Source organism: Mesorhizobium sp. B2-3-2 (assembly GCF_006442295.1).
Classification (GTDB): Bacteria; Pseudomonadota; Alphaproteobacteria; order Rhizobiales; family Rhizobiaceae; genus Mesorhizobium.
In genome coordinates this window covers 189795-206469 of sequence record NZ_VFWA01000006.1, presented here as the reverse complement: position 1 = coordinate 206469, position 16675 = coordinate 189795, and the positions used below count along the sequence as shown (strand labels likewise).

The window sequence follows — 16675 nt, the reverse complement described above, 5'->3', positions numbered from 1 at the left end:
ATCACCCGCCAAAGCGCGGTTCGGGAACGCCGGTCACGCCAAGGCCGGTGATGGCGAACAGGCTGCCGCGCAGGACGCCGTCGCCGGGGAAGCGTGGCAGCGGCGGCTTGGCCATCGAGGTGACGTAGAGCGTGTCGAGCTTCGGCCCGCCGAACATGACGCTGGTGATCTTTTTCACCGGCATGTCGATGATGCGGTCGACGCTGCCGTCCGGCGCATAGCGCACCAGCTTTCCGTCATAGACCAGCGCGTTCCACAGATAGCCCTGGGCATCGACGGTCGAGCCGTCGGCGGCGCCACCGCGGCTGGTGTCGACGCGCACGAAGGTGCGGCGGTTGGTGGCCGCACCGGTCTCGATGTCGTAATCATAGGCCCAGATCTCGCCGGTCCAGGTGTCGGCGAAATAGAAGGTGCGGTCGTCGGGGCTCCAGCATGGACCGTTGGAGCAGATGATGCCGGAATCAATCCTGGTGACGGAAAAATCCGGGTCGAGCCGATAGAGACCGCCGGACGGCCCCTCCTCCATCGTGTCCATCGAGCCGGCGAAGAAGCGGCCGCGCCGGTCGACCTTGCCGTCGTTGAGACGGTTCATCGGCTTGTCCGGCTCCGGATCATGGATCAGCGTCACCTCGCCGGTGGCGAAATCGAGCAGATGGAAACCGCGCTGCAAGGAGACGACAGCGCCGCCGCCATCCTTGCGCAGCGCCATCGAGCCGATCTTCATCGGCACGTCCCAGGAGCGGATCTCGCACCCGTCGGCGGTCGCGCGGAAGACGCGCCCGTCGAAACTGTCGATCCAGTAGAGACGCTCCTGTTCGACGTCCCAGAGCGGTCCCTCCCCCAGCGTGGTCTTCACGTCCACCACGACTTCGATCTTCATGCCGTCCTCCTCTTTGTTGGCTCGCGCGGCGATTGGCTGTGTCAGAAAGCGACCTTGTCGCCGCCCTTCAGCGAAAGGATCTCGCGCGCTTCGTCCGGCGTTGCCACCTCCATGCCGAGCCCCTCGATGATCTTGCGCGCCAGCACGACCTGCTCGGCATTCGATTTGGCAAGCTTGCCCCTGCCGGCCCACAGGCTGTCCTCCAGCCCGACCCGGATGTTGCCGCCAAGCGCCGCCGATTGCGCGGCGATGCGCAACTGGCTCGCGCCAGCGCCGAGCACCGACCAGCGGAACTGATCGCCGAACAGCCGCTCGGCAGTGCGCTTCATATGCGCGACATCCTCCGGATGCGTGCCGATGCCGCCCAGCAGCCCGAAAACCGACTGCACGAAGAAAGGCGGCTTCACCAGCCCGCGGTCGGCGAAGTGGGCGAGATTGTAGAGATGCGCAATGTCGTAGCACTCGAACTCGAACCGCGTGCCGTTGTCGTAGCAGGTGGCAAGGATGTACTCGATGTCCTTGAACGAGTTGCGGAAGACGAGGTCACGCGTCGCTTCCAGATGCGGCTTTTCCCAGTCGAACTTGAAGGTCTCGTATTTGTCGGCCAGATGGTAGAGTCCGAAATTGATAGAGCCCATGTTGAGCGAGGCCACCTCCGGCTTGAACTGGGCGGCCGGACGCACCCGCTCCTCGACCTTCATATAGGGGCTGCCGCCGGTGGTGATGTTGATGGCGGCATTGGTGCCTTGCTTGACGCGCGGCAGGAAGCGGGCAAAGGCCTCCGGCGTCTGGTCGGGCTTGCCGGTTTCCGGGTCGCGTGCATGGAGATGCAGGATCGCGGCGCCCGCTTCCGCGGCGGCAATCGCCTCCGAAGCGATCTGGTCCGGCGTGATCGGCAAATAGGGCGACATGGTCGGCGTGTGGATCGCCCCCGTCACCGCGCAGGTGATGATGACCTTGCCCCTGGCCGCCGTGGCGCCGGGCTTGCGGCTGGTTTCTTTCATTGTCCGAACTCCTGATCCGATTTCTTCTTGTGCGCCGCCAGCGCCATCAGCCGGCGATCCCGCCATACCTGCCGATCGCCCAGCTTCTCCCTGGGCAAGCGCCTGCTACGCTCGGCCTCGACGGTTTCCATCACCTCGCCCGCCCAGTCGACGCGGCGCAGCATCTGCGGAAAAATGTTGGAATAGATGCCCTGGTAGCGCTCGGCATAGTCGCGCACGCCGCCCGGCGCGTTGAGGTCGATGGTCTCGAACGGCCCCATGAACGACCAGCGCAGCGCCAGCCCGTCGCGGATGCCGATATCGACATCCTCGACGCTGGCATAGCCATCGGCGACAAGCCGGAAAGCTTCCTCCAGCAGCGCCCCTTGCAGCCGGTTCATGATGAAGCCGTCGAGCTCGCGCTTCATCACCAGCGGCGCGTGGCCGGCATCGATGAGGAAGGCGCGCGTCCTTTCGAGCGTCTCGGCGGACGTCCACGGCGCCGGCACCACCTCCGCCGCCGGAATGAGATAGGGCGGGTTGATCGGATGCACGACCAGGCAGCGGTGCCGCCCTGGGAGATGATCGGTGAATTTCGACGGCAGCAGCGCCGAGGTGGAGCTGGCGATCACCGCGTGCGGGTCAGCGAGGAGGTCGATCCGCGAGAACACCTCGCGTTTCACATCGAGGTTTTCCGGCGTGTTCTCCTGGATATGCACGGCACCGGCCAGCGCCGTTTCCATATCTCCCACGACGGCGATACGCTCGAGCACCGCGTGCGGGGACTGGCCGCGCAGCAGGTCGTTCGAAGCGAGATCGCCGAGCACGCCTTCTATGTAGTCGCGGGCACCACCGCTCGCGGCAGGCGATTGATCCCACATCCGCACGTCATGGCCGGCGCGCGCGAAGCTGATCGCCCAGGCCCGTCCGATGAACCCGCTTCCGACGATTGCAACCTTGGTCATGGTTTGCTCCTCAAAGCGTTTCGACGTTGCCGTCGACGCCGAGCGACTGGCCTGAAATGTTGATGCCCGCGTCGGACAGCAGGAAGGCGACCATCGAAGCCACATCATACGGGCTGGTCATGCGACGCAACGAGATGTTCTGCAGATAGCGTTCGGTCATTTCCTGGTGGCTGACGCCGACCTGTTTGGCGCGTGCCGCGATGACGCTCTCGATACGCGGCCCCTCGATGATGCCCGGCAGGATGGCGTTGACCCTGATGCCGTGCGGCCCAAGCTCCTTGGCAAGGCTCTGCGTGAAGCCGATGACGCCGAACTTGGCCGCCGAATAGGGCGTGCGGAACGCATAGCCGTGGCGGCCGGCCGCCGACGACATCGAGACGATCGAACCGCCGCCGGCCGCCTTGATGAGCGGCACGGCGCGCCGTGCGCACAGGAACTGGCCGGTCAGGCCGATGTCGAGACAGCGCCGCCAGTCGGCCGGATCGATTTCGTCGACGCCGCCGGTCGGCCCGGCGATGCCGGCATTGTTGATCAGTGCGTCGAGGCCGCCCAGTTTCTCCTTCACCGCCTCGAACAGCCGGTCGACATCGTCGTCGCGCGACACGTCGGCCTTGACCGCTGCGACAAGCGTCATTTTCTGCGGGGCCGCCGCCAGGGCTTCGTCGGACACATCGCAAACGACGATGCGCGCACCGAGCCGCGACAGGGTTTCGGCAATGGCGAAGCCAATGCCTCCGGCGCCTGCCGTCACCAGGACACGTTGCCCTTTGAGCCCTGCCAGGAATTCGTCGGGCGATTTGGGTGCGCTCGTGCTCATCATTCCATTCCCTTCATTGAATGCGTCTTTCGCGCAGCGCCATGACGGCGCCGAGCACCACCAGCCCGAACAGGATCGCCCGTGTGGCGTAGGGCAGCGTCGTGCCGGCCAGCAGCATCTGCAGCGCCGTCAAGAGCAGCACGCCGCCGAGCATGCCCAGATAATGGCCGCGTCCGCCGGTGATCAGCGCGCCGCCGACTACCACGACGGCGATGGACGGCAGGAGATAGTCGTCGCCCATGCCGAGGCTCGCCTGGCCGGAAAAGCCGGTCAGCATGACGCCGACGAGCGCCGCGCACAGCGCCGACAGAATATAGACGAAGATCAGCGTCCGTCCGACGGCGATGCCCGAAAGCTGGGCCGCGCGCGGGCTGTTGCCGATGCCGTAGACCTTGCGACCGAAGGCGGTGCGGCCGAGCAGCAGCACCGCAAGGACCACGAAGGCGACCATGAACGGCACGACGGGCGTTACTACCCATATCTTGCCGGTCATGAACCAGCGCAGCATCGGCGACGAGAAGCCGGCTGGAGTGCCTTGCGAATAGAGAAGCGCGAAACCTTGCAGGATGCCGTTGGTGGCGAGCGTCATGACGATCGGCGATATGCCGAGGAAAACGATGCCGATGCCGTTCGCCAGTCCGATAAGACAGGCGATGGCGAGCACCACCGGCAGCGCATAGACGAGTGCCGCGTCCGATCCGTTGACCATGCCGGCAAGGAGGATGCCCGACAGGCCGATCGTCCACGGCACCGACAAGTCGAGCCCGCCGGTGAGGATGACGCTGCCCTGCCCGAGCGCAAGCACGGCGAGGAAACTCGACAGCACGAACAGCGAGTTCCAGTAGGTGGGATTGAAGATGGCCCGGCCGAGCCAGATCTGGGTGACGATCATGACGACGGCCAGGCAGACATAGGCCGGCAGCGCGTAGCGAAGCGCCTCGGCATTGCGCACGCGAAAGCCGGGCGCTTGTCCCGGAACGGCGGCCTTGTGTCCGAGGCGCAGCCTGCGGTCGGTTGGATCGAGCTGCGACGGCAGCATGCCGGCTCGCCAGGCGGCGAGCCGCGCGCGCAAGGCGCGAACCTGGTAAGCGAGCACGGAGCCATGCGACAGCGAGCCCGCGAGCACGGCAAGGATCAGGATGGTGCCCTCGGCGATAGTCGAATAATAGGCCGAAACGTTGAGCACGAGCAGGACGTTGACGACCATCATCAGGATGTAGGCGCCGAAGACGGTGCCGAATGGACCGCCCTGCCCGCCGCCGAGCCGCGTGCCGCCGACCACGACGGCGGCGAACATCGACAACAGCAGCGGATTGCCGACCAGCGGGTCGCCGCTGCCGGTCTGGGCGCTGATGAACACGCCGGCAAGCCCGTAGCAGCCGCCGGCGATGACATAGACGAAAAAGCGCACGAGGACGACGCGCACGCCGACCGCGGCAGCGGCGTCCGGATCGCTGCCGACCGCGTAGAGCGCCGTGCCGAACCGTGTGCCCTTCAGCCAGAACCATGCCAGCAGGACCACGCCGATGACGACCAGCGGCATGGGCAACCAGCCCGGGATCGCATCGCCGAGATAGAAGGCGCCGAGATCGGGCGAGACGAAGCCGCCGGGCTTGTCCATGACCAGCAGTGTGATGCCTTGCAAGATGAACATGGTCGACAGCGTGACGACGATGGGCTGCATGCGCAGCACCGCGATGAAGAAGCCGTTGAACGCCCCGACGAGCATGCCGACGCCAATGCCGGCCAGCGTCCACAGCCAGACGCTCGTTCCGGTCGCCATCGGATCCATCGACGTGGCCAGCACCACATTGACCAGCGAAACCACGGCGCCCGCCGACAGGTCGAAGCCGCCGGACAGGATGACGATGGTCTGGCCCATCGCGGCCAGCGCCGAGGTGGCGCCGCCGCTCGACAGGAACGAGATGTCGAAATAGGTGAGCCGCCCGGCGCTGATCAGGTCGACGACGACGAGCAGCACTGCAAAGACGATCGCCGCGATAATAGCGCCGCGATGCCGCGCCAGGAGGCGCACCAGAAATCCGGCCTGTCCGGTTGTTAACGAACCGACCGCGCTCACTGTGCCGCCTCCAGCATATTGCCGCCATGTCCCAGCGCCGGCCGCATGATCGCGCTCTCGGTGATCTCGTCGCCGGCGAGCTCGGCCACCAGCCGTCCATCATAGAGAACGAGCACGCGGTCGCATTGATGGACGAGTTCGGGAATTTCGGTCGAATGCAGCAGGATCGACCCGCCGGCCGCCACATAGTCGCGCATCATCACGTAGAGCTCGTGCTTGGTGCCCACATCGATGCCGCGGGTCGGGTCGAAGAGCAGCAGGATGCGGCTTTCGGCAACCAGCCATTTGGCGATGGCCATCTTCTGCTGGTTGCCGCCGGAAAAGGCGCCTGCCCTTGTCCACAGCGCACGCTTGTCCACCTCGACCGTCGAGAAGGCCGCCTGCACGGCGCGCGCTTCCTCTTCCTCGCGGATCAAGCCGAGTCGGGTGAAGCGGCCGACCACCGGCAGCGATGCGTTCTGCCGACCCGACAATTTCAGGAACAGGCCTTCGGTCTTGCGATCCTCCGGCACCAGCCCGATCGCCATGTTGGGTCTCAGCGCATCGGTCGGCGAGCCGAGCCACACTTTGCTGCCGTCGACCATGACGTGGCCGCGTTCGATCTCGGCCATGCCGAAGCAGGCAAGGAGCAGGTCTAGCTGGCCCATGCCCTGAAGTCCGGCGATGCCGAGGATTTCGCCCTTGCGCAAGTCGAAACTGGCGCCGTCGAGTTTTCTGCCCGCCTTGAGATCGCGCACGCCGAGCACCGGCGGACCGAAGACCGCCGCACCCTCGGGCTTTGGCGGAAAGGTCTGCGCGAGGGCGCGGCCGATGATCTTCTCGATCACATCCTCGTCCGAGATGTCGGCCACCGGTGCCGTGACGATGTGGCGGCCATTCCGAAGGATGGTCAAGGTATCGCAGAAAGCTCGCACCTCGCGCATGCGGTGGGTGATGAACACGACCGTTGTTCCGGCGGCCTTGAGCCGCGCGATGATCGTTCCCAACCATTCGACGTCGCCGCCCGAAAGCGTCGAGGTCGGCTCGTCCAGCAGCAGGATGCGCGGGTTCCGGTAAACGGCGCGCGCGATCTCGATCTTCTGGCGGACTGCGAGATCGAGCGTCGCAACCTCGGCGTCGAGATCGACCGAAAAACCGAGATCGGCAATGTGCCGGCCAACCGCCTTGCGCGCGGCCGACCGCCTGATCAATCCGGTCGGGCCGGATGGCGCATAGGGCAGCAGCATATTGTCGAGAACGCTAAGGTCGCGGACCAGCGTCATCTCCTGGAACGCCGTCTGCACCCCGCGATCGTGCGCGGCGCGCGGCGAACCGAGCGCGGCCGGCGCGCCAAGGATGCTGATCTGGCCCTGATCGGGCCGCACCAGTCCCGATAGGAGCTTGACCAGCGTCGACTTGCCGGCGCCGTTCTCTCCCAGCAAGGCGTGCACGCTGCCGGGCGCGATCGCGAAGGAGACGTCGTCAAGCGCGACGGTCGCTCCAAACGCCTTGCGTATGCCGTTGACGGCAATAGCCGGCACATGCGTTGTTGAAGTCATCATTCCCGGTTCCGGCATGCCATGCCTGCATGCGCGCGGAGCCACACAGCGCCCCACGCGCACGGACTGCTGAAGCTTACTCTTCGGGTTGACCGACGAGCGCCGCGTTGAGACCGATCTCGGGCGTCTGGTCGGAGAAGATCGACGCGAACCAGCCTGGGTTGGAAACCAGCGACGGTTTGAAGGTGTTGCATCCGGCCTTCATTTCCGCCCAGGTGCCCTCGTTGCAAAGCTTGATCGTCTCGTTGGTGACGACCGGCAGCGGCAGGATCGTCGCTTTAGGCACATCCTTGCCCTCGACCGCCTCGATGGCGAGCTTCAAGGCGAGCGCGCCGGAATAAGGCGGCGAGGCATAGGAAATGCGCGGCGCGCCGAGCGGCGCGTAGGGAGAAGCAGCGCCCTCGACCTCCGTGCCTTCCGGCAGCATCTGGATGCGGCCGCCATTGGAGCCTTCGCCGGCGCAAGGCAGAAGCTCGCTGGCCTTCTTGCCCGCCTCGAGCTGCATCGAATTGGCGGTGAAGCAGCCGACCTGCATCCACAGCCCGTTGATATCGCTCCAGTTGCGCGTGGCGAGAATCTTGGAAAGTTCGGTGCGGGCGACCGCCTGGCTCCACATGCCGACAGCCTCGCCGACGATCTTGATGTCGGGGTACTTGGCGAAAACCTCCTTGGCAGCCTTCGTCCGTTGGTCGTCGACGGATGTTCCGGGAACGCCCGTGACGGCGATGATGTTGCCCTTGCCATTGAGCTTCTTCACGAGCCATTCGGCGGTCACCCGGCCCGCTTCCAACTGGTCGATATGGACGTTGTAGGCGCAGGGTTCCGTGATCTCGGCGTCGTAGGCGAAGACCTTGACCCCCTTGTCGCAGGCATTCTTCACGACCTGATTGAGCGCGGTCGGCGAGATCGGATAGACGACGATCGCCTCGGCGCCGCTTTGCACCATGGCGTTGATCTGCTGGATCTGGCGTTGCGCATTGGGCCCGGCGACCTGGACTTGCAGGTCGACCTTGTCGGCAAGGCTTTTGTGAGCGGCCATGGCCTTGACCATGTTGGCCGCCTCGGCCTGCCAATCGTTGCCGATGTAGCTCATGCTGAGAAAAATCTTGTGTTTTTCGGCGGCCTCGGCCGCGGAGATGCCAAAAGCGCAGACAGCCATGCCGGCCAGCAGCGCAAGCCGCCGGGCTTTCAATCCGATACCCATATGAAACTCCTCCCGATCCGAACGATCGGATGCCTCCCAAGGGCACGAGACGTGACCTTGCCATCCGATATGACAACCGTACCACCATTTGATCAAAGATCAATGATGAAATATGCTCAAGACAGGCGACGGCCGGGCGCTTGACGCCGCAGCCGGAAGCCTGCATTCCGGATACGGGCTATGGCGCAGCTTGCGCGGGAAGGTTGAGGGGAGATGGCTGGAGCGGCGTTCAGGAAGCCGGGTGTCGAGATCGCGCCCCTGTCCAAGGAGACCTTGCAGGACAGGGTCTATCGCCATGTCACCGAACTGATCCTCGACGGCAGCATCGTGCCGGGCGAGATGGTAACGGTGCAAAGCCTCGCCGACGCTTTCGGCGTCAGTCCGATGCCGGTCAGGGAGGCGCTGCGGCGGCTGACCGCCGCCAACGCGCTGATGGTGGTTTCAGGCCGCTCGATCGGCATTCCCGCACTCAGCCGCGCACGCCTCGTCGATCTGAGAAACGTCCGCTTCGAGATCGAAGCGATCGCCGCCGCATGGGCGGCCGAGCGCATGGACGAACAAGCCATCGCCCGGCTGCGCCAGCATCTGGACGAACTCGAACAGGCCAACGCGGCGGGAGACGTCAAGTCCTATCTGCGCGCCAACTACGCCTTTCATTTTTCCATCTACCGGGCGGCCGGCTCCGAGAATATTCTCAACATCATCGAGAACCTGTGGCTCCAGATCAGCCCTTATTTCAACATGCTGCACGATTCCGGAAACTATTCGACCGCCAATGCGCACCATCAGGAGATGTTCGCCGCGTTGCGTGACCGGGACGCGGAAGCGGTCAAGGCCGCGGTCCGCGCCGACATCGACGCCGCCTTCGACGTTCTGGTCGGCTTGCTGAAATAGCCAAACGGGTTCCGTCGGCGCCCGAAGCGCGCAGCGGACACGTTCAAGGCATGGCGGCGTTGCAACTGCCGGCTAGCTGGCTGACCGCTTCATCGACGCCGGTCAAGTCGAAATCGGCCTGGCCGCGTCCCGACAGCAGCCCGAAGCGCCACGAAAGTTGGAGCCGGTTCGCGGCGGCAAGGCGCTTTATGCCGTCGGCGCCATCGCGCACCAGCATGCGGCCGCGCGGGCCGACCAACCAGCTCTCGTCGAACTTGTTGTCGCCGTCGACGGTGACCGACATGGTGATCTTGCGATTGGCCGAGACGGTGTCGTTCAATTGCAGCCATTCGGTCCAGCGCGGTTGGCTGTCCGGGCGACAGGCGATGGTCAGGATCGGGCTATAGCTCAGGGCGCCACCGCCGGTGATCAGCTTGTTGGTGGCATGGACCGAAGCCGTGACGAGGCCGTCATCGTCCGTGCCGATGCGCCAGGTGCCGGCATCGGCCTGGGCAAAATCGCAGGCAAAGGCCAGGGCGATCGCCAAGGCGACCACGCGTCGCGTTTCGAAGAATAGGCTCAACCGCCCCTCCAACAACCCTGTGGTTTGCAGCAGAAGCGCAGATAGTGATCAATGCTTGGTATCGACAATGGTCACCATCCGCGAAACGGATCGGCTGTTGCAGTTTCGCAACGAAAAAGGCCGCCTCGAGGGGCGGCCTTCGTCAGTTCCATCAAGTCGGGATTTATTCGGCGTCCTTCGCGGCCTTTTTCTTCGGCGCTGCCTTCTTCTTCGGCTCTTCCGCGTCGTCGCTCTTCTTGTCTTCAGTCTTCTTCGACGCGGCCTTCTTCGCCGGCTTCGCCTTGGTCGCGGTCTCGGCTTCCTCGTCGTCCGCCATCAGCTCTTCCTTGCTGACCTTGACGTCGGTGACCGAGATCTGCCCGAGCAGGTGATCGACGACCTTCTCCTCGAACATCGGCGCGCGCAGCGCATTCAGCGCCTCGGGATTGTTGCGGTAGAACTCGAAGGCTTCCTGCTGCTGGTTGGCCGGGAAGCGGCGAACCTGCTCGAACAGGCCGCGCTGCAATTCCTCGTCCGAGACGGTGACGCCGGCCTTCTCGCCGATCTCGGCCAGCACGAGGCCAAGGCGCACGCGGCGCTCGGCGAGCCGCATATATTCGGCGCGGGCTTCTTCCTCGGTCGTCTCTTCATCGGCGAAGGTGCGGCCGGCCGCTTCCAGATCGCGGTTGACCTGCGCCCAGATGTTGTTGAACTCGGCCTCGACGAGCTTCGACGGCGCCTCGAACGAATAGGCCGCATCGAGCTGGTCGAGCAGCTGGCGCTTGACCTTCTGGCGCGTCATCGAGCCGAACTGGCTCTCTATCTGGCCGCGCACGATCTCGCGCAGGCGTTCCAGCGACTCCAGACCGAGATTCTTCGCGGTCTCGTCATTGATTTCCAGCTCACCCGGCTTGGACACTTCCTTGACCGTGACGTCGAAGGTCGCTTCCTTGCCGGCCAGATGCGCCGCCTGGTAGTTTTCCGGGAAGGTCACGGTGACCTGCTTTTCGTCGCCCGCCTTGCTGCCGATGAGCTGATCCTCGAAGCCCGGAATGAATTCCTTGGAGCCAAGCACCAGCGGCTGATCGGTGCCGGCGCCGCCGGCAAAGGCCTCGCCGTCGATCTTGCCGACATAGTCGATGCTGACGCGGTCGCCTTCGGCCGCCTTGCCGGTCTTCGGCTCGTAGCTGCGCGCCGATTCAGCGACGCGCTTGACCTGCTCGTCGATCTCGGCCTCAGGCACGTCGAACACCTGGCGTGTCACCTTGATGTCGGAAAAATCCTTGATCTCGATGGCCGGGATGATCTCGTAATTGAGACGGAATTCGAAGTCGGCGCCGCCGGCCAGGATCTTCTCGGCTTCCTTCTCGTCCTCGGTCATGATGACTTCGGGCTGCATGGCGGCTTTTTCGCCGCGGCCCGAAATGATCGACCGGGTCGAATCGTTGAGGATCTCGTTGACCACCTCGGCCATGAACGACTTGCCATAGACCTTGCGCAGGTGCTGCACCGGCACCTTGCCGGGACGGAAGCCGTTGATGCGAACCTTGTTCCTGGCGTCGGTCAACCGCGCCATCAGCTTGGCTTCCATGTCACCGGCCGGCACGGTGATCTTGATCTCGCGCTTGAGACCGGAATTAAGTGTTTCGGTGACCTGCATCGTAAAACCTTTGTTTCCACCAATGAGGCTGCCAAACGGCTCTCCGCCGTTCACAGCCTGCCGGTATAATCTTGCCGGGAATGGCTTTTGGTACGGAACCTGGCGATTTGACCGGAAATACGGCTCAAACCCTTCCAAACTGCGTTCCAAAATGTGAATAAGTCTTTGTTTTTCCTACTTCTTATCACATTTTGCAGAAGCGGATCGTCGCGTCCCGTCACATTCGACACGCCTTTTGTCACAGGCGAGGCCAATTTTCAACCATCTTCGCGTTTAGGCGAATAACCATCATTTCGGCCCTGACATTGACAGAATGATGGCTATCGCCGGAACCATGCGGACGTGACGAACCGGCAGGGATGGCGGCCGCCGCGATGTTCAGGGAACGATGCGGTATCTCACCTCACTCCCAAGACCTCGACAAGTCCGGCGAGGCTCTGCTACAGCCCGCCTGAGGCGCGTGTGGTGGAACTGGTAGACACAGCAGGTTTAGGTCCTGCCGCCGCAAGGCTTGGGGGTTCGAGTCCCTTCACGCGCACCACTGAATGCCGGCATGACGATGTTTCGCGGCTAGTCCGCGGCGCCCGGCAAAAAATCAGGAAACCGTCTTAGGCGAGCTTCTTGATGCGCCCCTTGTCGAGGCGGAAGATGCCGTCATTGCCGCCTTGGCGCTGGAAATCATCCTGCAATTCGTCCCATGTGCCAAGATACTGGCCGCAGTCGTCGCACCGGATGCTGGTCGAAGGTTCGGCATCGGCAGGAATCCGCAGTCTTATCGTGCCGCAAAAGGGGCACTCCAACTGGTGGTCCAAGTACCCCGTCGCCATCGGCTTCCATCTTTCTGAATGCCACCGCCAGCGTTGAGCGTATACCCATCATGCAACACAATCCAGTGGCGAGACGCGAATGCCGGAAATGGCCCCTGAGATCGATCGACGTTCAGGACGTTCCAGCCATTCCAAGGCGTGAGCTTCGAGGCCCCCCTTGGCTCTTCAAGCCATGGATGGCGGCCACCCCGTAGCACAGCTTAATATAGCGGCTCCTGAAACAGCGTCTTGTCGCCGTCCACCAGCGCCTTGATCTGGGCGGTGCCGTCGCGGGCCAGCGCAAGACGGATCCCGAACGGGCGCACCCGCATGTCGTTCTGGATTGCCATCCCCTCGCCTTCCGGCAGGTAGAACCGTTCGATGCCGTAATCCGGCGCGATCGTCATTCCCTCGCCGCGAAGATCCCAGCCTTCGGCGACATGACCGCGAATGTCGGCCTCGTCGGCACCGGCCGGTGTCGGCGCCGTGCCGAACCAGGCGGTGCTCGGCGTCCAGTAGCCGTCGGCGTCCTTCTTCAGGCGGACGACGATCGAGGTGTCGTCGCTGGAGAGTTTTCCGGGCGGGATGTTGGCGATCATCTTCACCGGTATGCGCGAGATGTCGTAGCCGAGCATCACATAGTCGCCGCGCAGCAGGTCGCGCGGATCGACCGGCTCGATCTTCAGCAGCACGTCCTTGCCATTGCGCAGGATCGCCGCCCGGCCGGCGATGATCCAGCCCAGGAAGCCGACCTGGACGAGCGCCAGCACCAACGCCGAGATAACAAGCCTCTTTCCGGTGATCATGCCGTGGCTCCTCCGGTGGCCGGACCCTTCATGCGTTTCTCCACTCGGATGATGACGATCGCAAGGATGCCAAGCAGCACCGCCGCGGCAAGGAAGAAGCCGGCCGTGTCGAGCATCGATTGCAGGGTCACGACATAGATCATGGCGAGTTCGAAGGCGAAGCCGAGATAGGCAAGCCAGCGCAGGCCACGGCTGTCGCGCCCTGCGAGCACAATGGCGGCGACGATGCCGGCCAGCGCGACGACCGAGGCAATGGCGAAACCGCTGTTATAGCTGCTTTCGTCGGCCAGTTCGAACTGGATGATGGCCAGCCCGGTGAGGAAGCCAAGCAGGGCATGTAGCGGCAAGCGGCCGCCAAGCTGCACGATCCGGTCGACCGGTTCCGGCGCGAAGACGGCGGCCACGAACAACAATACCGACACGACGACCAGCGGGATCGCCACCGGCAGCGTCTCGTGATCCACGGCGACCAACACAAGATAGAAGAGCAGCGACAGGATGATCAGGTGCCGCGCCGCCTGGCTGCGGGTCCAGAAAGAGACGGCGAACAGCACGAGCGCCATGACGAGGAAGAGATGCGGAAATTCGCTGCGACTGAAATAGTCGAACCCTTTCAGGAACAGCCAGGCGTCGGCGATGCCGACTGCGGCGACGGTCAGCGGATTGGACCGCAGCACCACCGCCGCCAATGCGGTGCCGGCGCCCCAGGTGATCAAGGCCGAGGCCTCGTCGCCCGACAGATGGTACATCTGGCCGATCAGCGCGATCGAACCGCCGAAAGCAGCCGCCGCCACGATCCACAGAGCCTCGCCGGTCGCCGCATGGTCGCGCGTCTTCAGCACAGCACCGCCGACATAGCCGCCAAGGATGACGGCAAAGAGCGCGGCCACCCGCGCCAGCCGCGGAATGGCTTCCCAGTTGGCGGCGACGAAGATCAGGATGGCCGCGCCGAACAGCAGCGCCGCCATCATCGCCAGGATCGAACCGAAGCTCAACGACTGGCGCGCGTTGGCCTCGACGTCGCGCCTCAATGCATCGGCCGTCGGGGCGTCGATCAGTCCGGCCTCGAACCATCGCGCAATGTCCGACCTGACCCGTGTCGCGTAGCCCGCCATGTCTTCCCCCCGCTGCTTGGTCGGTTTTTCAGCTGGAGCTGCCAAACCGTTGACGTCACGGCACTTTCTGATTCTGGCTTCTTTGTGTCAGGTCCGTGAAGGCTTGTTAATGTTGCATTGCACAATTTGCATTGCTGCCATGCAGCCATAGCGCTTTTAAATCGATATGAGCCCGCCTATTTATGGTTCGTACACAAACGGAATGATCCGCAAGAAAAGACGAAACGAGAACTACCATGAACCTGATCCGCAACTACCGCAACTGGCGCCGCTACCGGGACACCGTTTCCGAGCTGAGCCGCCTGAGCAACCGTGAACTGACCGACCTCGGCATCAGCCGCAGCGACATTCCTTACGTCGCTCGCAAGGCGGTCTAATCCTTCGGACCGCGAATGGTCCGAACCAGTTTTGAGAAGAGCATGACAATGAACCTGATCCGCAACTATCGTAACTGGCGCGTTTATCGCGAGACGGTTACCGAGCTGGGTCGCCTTTCCAACCGCCAGCTGCATGATCTCGGCATCGTCCGCGACGAAATCAAGATCATCGCTCGCCAGGCGATCTAACCAACGGAATTTCGCCAGGGTCGACCTCCTCCCCGACCCTGACGAATACGGTCACCCCTTACCTCCTCCCAAGGGTTGACCACCAAAACGGCGCCCGCCGCACCTCCTCCCGCGGCGGGCGTTGTTTCCCCGGAGCAAAATGAATTTTGCTCCAGAGGGTTTGCCCCCTTTCAAATGGCAAAAAGAATTTCGTCAGAGCCGACCTCCTCCCCGGCGATGACGAATATGGTCGGCCTTCACCTCCTCCCGAGGGTCGACCCCAAAAACGACACCCGCCGGACCTCCTCCCCCGGCGGGTGTTGTTGTTTTCGGGGGCAGCTTTCGCCGTCACGGCCACGTCGCCTCAGGAGCGGCAATTGCAATCGTTCCCCCAAGCGATTATTCCGGCGCTCATGAGCAAAAATCCCATCCACATCGTCGGCGGCGGCCTCGCCGGATCCGAAGCCGCATGGCAGGCGGCCCAAGCCGGCGTTCCCGTTGTGCTGCACGAAATGCGGCCGGTTCGCGGCACCGAGGCGCACAAGACCGAGGGCCTGGCCGAACTCGTCTGTTCCAATTCCTTCCGCTCCGACGACGCCGAGAACAACGCCGTCGGTCTTTTGCATGCCGAAATGCGGCTGGCCGGCTCGCTGATCATGAGCGCGGGCGACGCCAACCAGGTGCCGGCCGGCGGCGCGCTGGCCGTGGACCGCGACGGATTTTCCGACGCGGTGACGGCCAGGATCGAGGCACATCCGCTGATCTCCATCCAGCGCGAGGAAGTTCCCGGCTTGCCGCCGGTCGAATGGGACCAGGCCATCATCGCCACCGGCCCGCTGACCGCACCCTCGCTCGCACAGTCGATTGCCGAAGCGACGGGTGCCGATGCGCTCGCCTTCTTCGATGCGATCGCGCCGATCATCCATTTCGACACGATCGACATGGACACCTGCTGGTTCCAGTCCCGCTACGACAAGGTTGGGCCCGGCGGCACCGGCAAGGACTACATCAACTGCCCCATGGACAAGGACCAGTATCTTGCCTTCGTGCAGGCACTGGTGGACGGCCAGAAAACCGAATTCAAGCAATGGGAAGGCACACCCTATTTCGACGGCTGCCTGCCAATCGAAATCATGGCCGAGCGTGGCGTCGAGACGCTGCGCTACGGGCCGATGAAGCCGATGGGCCTCACCAATGCGCACAATCCGACCGTCAAGGCCTATGCCGTCGTGCAGCTGCGGCAGGACAATGCGTTGGGCACGCTCTACAACATGGTCGGCTTTCAGACCAAATTGAAGCATGCCGAGCAGGTGCGCATTTTCCGCACGATTCCTGGCTTGGAGAACGCCGAATTCGCCCGCCTCGGCGGCCTGCATCGCAATACCTACATCAACTCGCCGACCTTGCTCGACGGCTCGCTGCAGCTGAAGTCGCGCCCCGGCTTGCGTTTCGCCGGCCAGATCACTGGTTGCGAAGGCTATGTCGAAAGCGCCGCCATCGGCCTGCTGGCCGGCCGCTTCGCCGCCGCCGAGCGGCTCGGCCACGCGCCGTCGCTGCCGCCGCTCACCACGGCGTTCGGAGCGCTGCTCAACCACATCACCGGCGGTCATATTGTTTCGGATGACGAGCCGGGAAAGCGCTCTTTCCAGCCGATGAACGTCAATTTCGGACTGTTCCCGCCTGTCGAGGTGGTGAAGATCGAAGGCAAACGCCTGCGCGGCAAGGACAAGACAGTTGCCAAAAGGCACGCGATCACGTCGCGTGCTCTGGGTGATTGCCGGCAATGGCTGGGGTTGCCGGCGCAAGCTCAAGCGGCGGAATAACCTTTCAGATTGGCCTGC

Annotated in this window: 16 protein-coding genes and 1 tRNA gene; 5 read left to right on the top strand and 12 right to left on the bottom strand. The window is 63.7% G+C overall.

The features are described 5' to 3' along the window. Position 1: 1 nt before the first annotated feature. From FJ964_RS17215 to FJ964_RS17185, 7 genes are all read right to left on the bottom strand, one after another. Positions 2 to 880 (bottom strand): SMP-30/gluconolactonase/LRE family protein, encoded by an 879-nt coding sequence (locus FJ964_RS17215; RefSeq protein WP_140551484.1) that lies wholly within the window; start codon positions 878 to 880, stop codon positions 2 to 4. Between the two features lie 41 nt (positions 881 to 921). After that, the gene (locus FJ964_RS17210) at positions 922 to 1884 is read right to left on the bottom strand and encodes a 3-keto-5-aminohexanoate cleavage protein (protein ID WP_140551483.1); all 963 of its coding nucleotides are present in this window, start codon (positions 1882 to 1884) and stop codon (positions 922 to 924) included. Next, positions 1881 to 2828: a 3-hydroxyacyl-CoA dehydrogenase gene (locus FJ964_RS17205; protein WP_140551482.1), complete on the bottom strand. Its 948-nt coding sequence runs from the start codon at positions 2826 to 2828 to the stop codon at positions 1881 to 1883. Before FJ964_RS17205 ends, FJ964_RS17210 begins: the two co-directional genes overlap by 4 nt. Positions 2829 to 2838: 10 nt before the next feature. Continuing rightward, positions 2839 to 3645: an SDR family oxidoreductase gene (locus FJ964_RS17200; protein WP_140551481.1), complete on the bottom strand. Its 807-nt coding sequence runs from the start codon at positions 3643 to 3645 to the stop codon at positions 2839 to 2841. 13 nt (positions 3646 to 3658) lie between these two features. Beyond that, complete coding sequence (locus tag FJ964_RS17195; RefSeq protein ID WP_140551480.1) at positions 3659 to 5725, bottom strand: ABC transporter permease; 2067 nt, start codon at positions 5723 to 5725, stop codon at positions 3659 to 3661. Further along, on the bottom strand, positions 5722 to 7263 hold the full coding sequence (locus FJ964_RS17190; RefSeq protein WP_140551548.1) for a sugar ABC transporter ATP-binding protein: 1542 nt from the start codon (positions 7261 to 7263) through the stop codon (positions 5722 to 5724). Before FJ964_RS17190 ends, FJ964_RS17195 begins: the two co-directional genes overlap by 4 nt. A gap of 76 nt (positions 7264 to 7339) precedes the next feature. Then, positions 7340 to 8467, bottom strand: coding sequence for a sugar ABC transporter substrate-binding protein (locus tag FJ964_RS17185; protein ID WP_140551479.1), 1128 nt, complete (start codon positions 8465 to 8467; stop codon positions 7340 to 7342). Between the two features lie 213 nt (positions 8468 to 8680). On the opposite strand from FJ964_RS17185, the gene FJ964_RS17180 reads away from it, so the two are divergent. Then, the gene (locus FJ964_RS17180) at positions 8681 to 9361 is read left to right on the top strand and encodes a GntR family transcriptional regulator (protein WP_140551478.1); all 681 of its coding nucleotides are present in this window, start codon (positions 8681 to 8683) and stop codon (positions 9359 to 9361) included. Between the two features lie 43 nt (positions 9362 to 9404). Here the strand turns inward: FJ964_RS17180 and FJ964_RS17175 are convergent, their stop codons facing one another. Continuing rightward, positions 9405 to 9923, bottom strand: a complete 519-nt coding sequence (locus FJ964_RS17175) for a hypothetical protein (RefSeq protein ID WP_140551477.1) — start codon at positions 9921 to 9923, stop codon at positions 9405 to 9407. A gap of 163 nt (positions 9924 to 10086) precedes the next feature. Continuing rightward, entirely contained in the window at positions 10087 to 11562 is a 1476-nt protein-coding gene (tig, locus tag FJ964_RS17170) for a trigger factor (protein ID WP_140551476.1), read from the bottom strand. 456 nt (positions 11563 to 12018) lie between these two features. Here tig and FJ964_RS17165 point away from each other — a divergent pair. Next, positions 12019 to 12103: transfer RNA gene (locus tag FJ964_RS17165), tRNA-Leu, on the top strand. Between the two features lie 67 nt (positions 12104 to 12170). On the opposite strand, the gene FJ964_RS17160 is transcribed toward FJ964_RS17165, so the two are convergent. The 3 genes from FJ964_RS17160 to FJ964_RS17150 all read right to left on the bottom strand — a co-directional run bounded on the left by FJ964_RS17160 (position 12171) and on the right by FJ964_RS17150 (position 14289). After that, positions 12171 to 12389, bottom strand: coding sequence for a hypothetical protein (locus FJ964_RS17160; RefSeq protein WP_140551475.1), 219 nt, complete (start codon positions 12387 to 12389; stop codon positions 12171 to 12173). A gap of 200 nt (positions 12390 to 12589) precedes the next feature. Further along, the gene (locus FJ964_RS17155) at positions 12590 to 13174 is read right to left on the bottom strand and encodes a GDYXXLXY domain-containing protein (RefSeq protein WP_140551474.1); all 585 of its coding nucleotides are present in this window, start codon (positions 13172 to 13174) and stop codon (positions 12590 to 12592) included. Then, positions 13171 to 14289 carry a DUF2157 domain-containing protein gene (locus tag FJ964_RS17150; protein WP_140551473.1) on the bottom strand — a complete coding sequence of 373 codons (1119 nt, stop codon included), beginning with the start codon at positions 14287 to 14289 and terminating at the stop codon, positions 13171 to 13173. The genes FJ964_RS17155 and FJ964_RS17150 overlap by 4 nt, the downstream gene beginning before the upstream one ends. Before the next feature lie 236 nt (positions 14290 to 14525). On the opposite strand from FJ964_RS17150, the gene FJ964_RS17145 reads away from it, so the two are divergent. From FJ964_RS17145 to trmFO, 3 genes are all read left to right on the top strand, one after another. Continuing rightward, positions 14526 to 14666, top strand: a complete 141-nt coding sequence (locus FJ964_RS17145) for a DUF1127 domain-containing protein (protein WP_013531315.1) — start codon at positions 14526 to 14528, stop codon at positions 14664 to 14666. 48 nt (positions 14667 to 14714) lie between these two features. Next, the gene (locus FJ964_RS17140) at positions 14715 to 14855 is read left to right on the top strand and encodes a DUF1127 domain-containing protein (protein ID WP_013531314.1); all 141 of its coding nucleotides are present in this window, start codon (positions 14715 to 14717) and stop codon (positions 14853 to 14855) included. 392 nt (positions 14856 to 15247) lie between these two features. Further along, positions 15248 to 16657 carry a methylenetetrahydrofolate--tRNA-(uracil(54)-C(5))-methyltransferase (FADH(2)-oxidizing) TrmFO gene (gene trmFO / locus FJ964_RS17135; RefSeq protein ID WP_140551472.1) on the top strand — a complete coding sequence of 470 codons (1410 nt, stop codon included), beginning with the start codon at positions 15248 to 15250 and terminating at the stop codon, positions 16655 to 16657. The last annotated feature ends 18 nt before the right edge of the window (positions 16658 to 16675 follow it).

Coding starts and splice junctions, on each gene's coding strand:
- FJ964_RS17215 (WP_140551484.1), bottom strand. CDS start 880: ATGAAGATCGAAGTCGTGGTGGACGTGAAGACCACGCTGGGGGAGGGA.
- FJ964_RS17210 (WP_140551483.1), bottom strand. CDS start 1,884: ATGAAAGAAACCAGCCGCAAGCCCGGCGCCACGGCGGCCAGGGGCAAG.
- FJ964_RS17205 (WP_140551482.1), bottom strand. CDS start 2,828: ATGACCAAGGTTGCAATCGTCGGAAGCGGGTTCATCGGACGGGCCTGG.
- FJ964_RS17200 (WP_140551481.1), bottom strand. CDS start 3,645: ATGAGCACGAGCGCACCCAAATCGCCCGACGAATTCCTGGCAGGGCTC.
- FJ964_RS17190 (WP_140551548.1), bottom strand. CDS start 7,263: ATGACTTCAACAACGCATGTGCCGGCTATTGCCGTCAACGGCATACGC.
- FJ964_RS17185 (WP_140551479.1), bottom strand. CDS start 8,467: ATGGGTATCGGATTGAAAGCCCGGCGGCTTGCGCTGCTGGCCGGCATG.
- FJ964_RS17180 (WP_140551478.1), top strand. CDS start 8,681: ATGGCTGGAGCGGCGTTCAGGAAGCCGGGTGTCGAGATCGCGCCCCTG.
- tig (WP_140551476.1), bottom strand. CDS start 11,562: ATGCAGGTCACCGAAACACTTAATTCCGGTCTCAAGCGCGAGATCAAG.
- FJ964_RS17160 (WP_140551475.1), bottom strand. CDS start 12,389: ATGGCGACGGGGTACTTGGACCACCAGTTGGAGTGCCCCTTTTGCGGC.
- FJ964_RS17155 (WP_140551474.1), bottom strand. CDS start 13,174: ATGATCACCGGAAAGAGGCTTGTTATCTCGGCGTTGGTGCTGGCGCTC.
- FJ964_RS17150 (WP_140551473.1), bottom strand. CDS start 14,289: ATGGCGGGCTACGCGACACGGGTCAGGTCGGACATTGCGCGATGGTTC.
- FJ964_RS17145 (WP_013531315.1), top strand. CDS start 14,526: ATGAACCTGATCCGCAACTACCGCAACTGGCGCCGCTACCGGGACACC.
- FJ964_RS17140 (WP_013531314.1), top strand. CDS start 14,715: ATGAACCTGATCCGCAACTATCGTAACTGGCGCGTTTATCGCGAGACG.
- trmFO (WP_140551472.1), top strand. CDS start 15,248: ATGAGCAAAAATCCCATCCACATCGTCGGCGGCGGCCTCGCCGGATCC.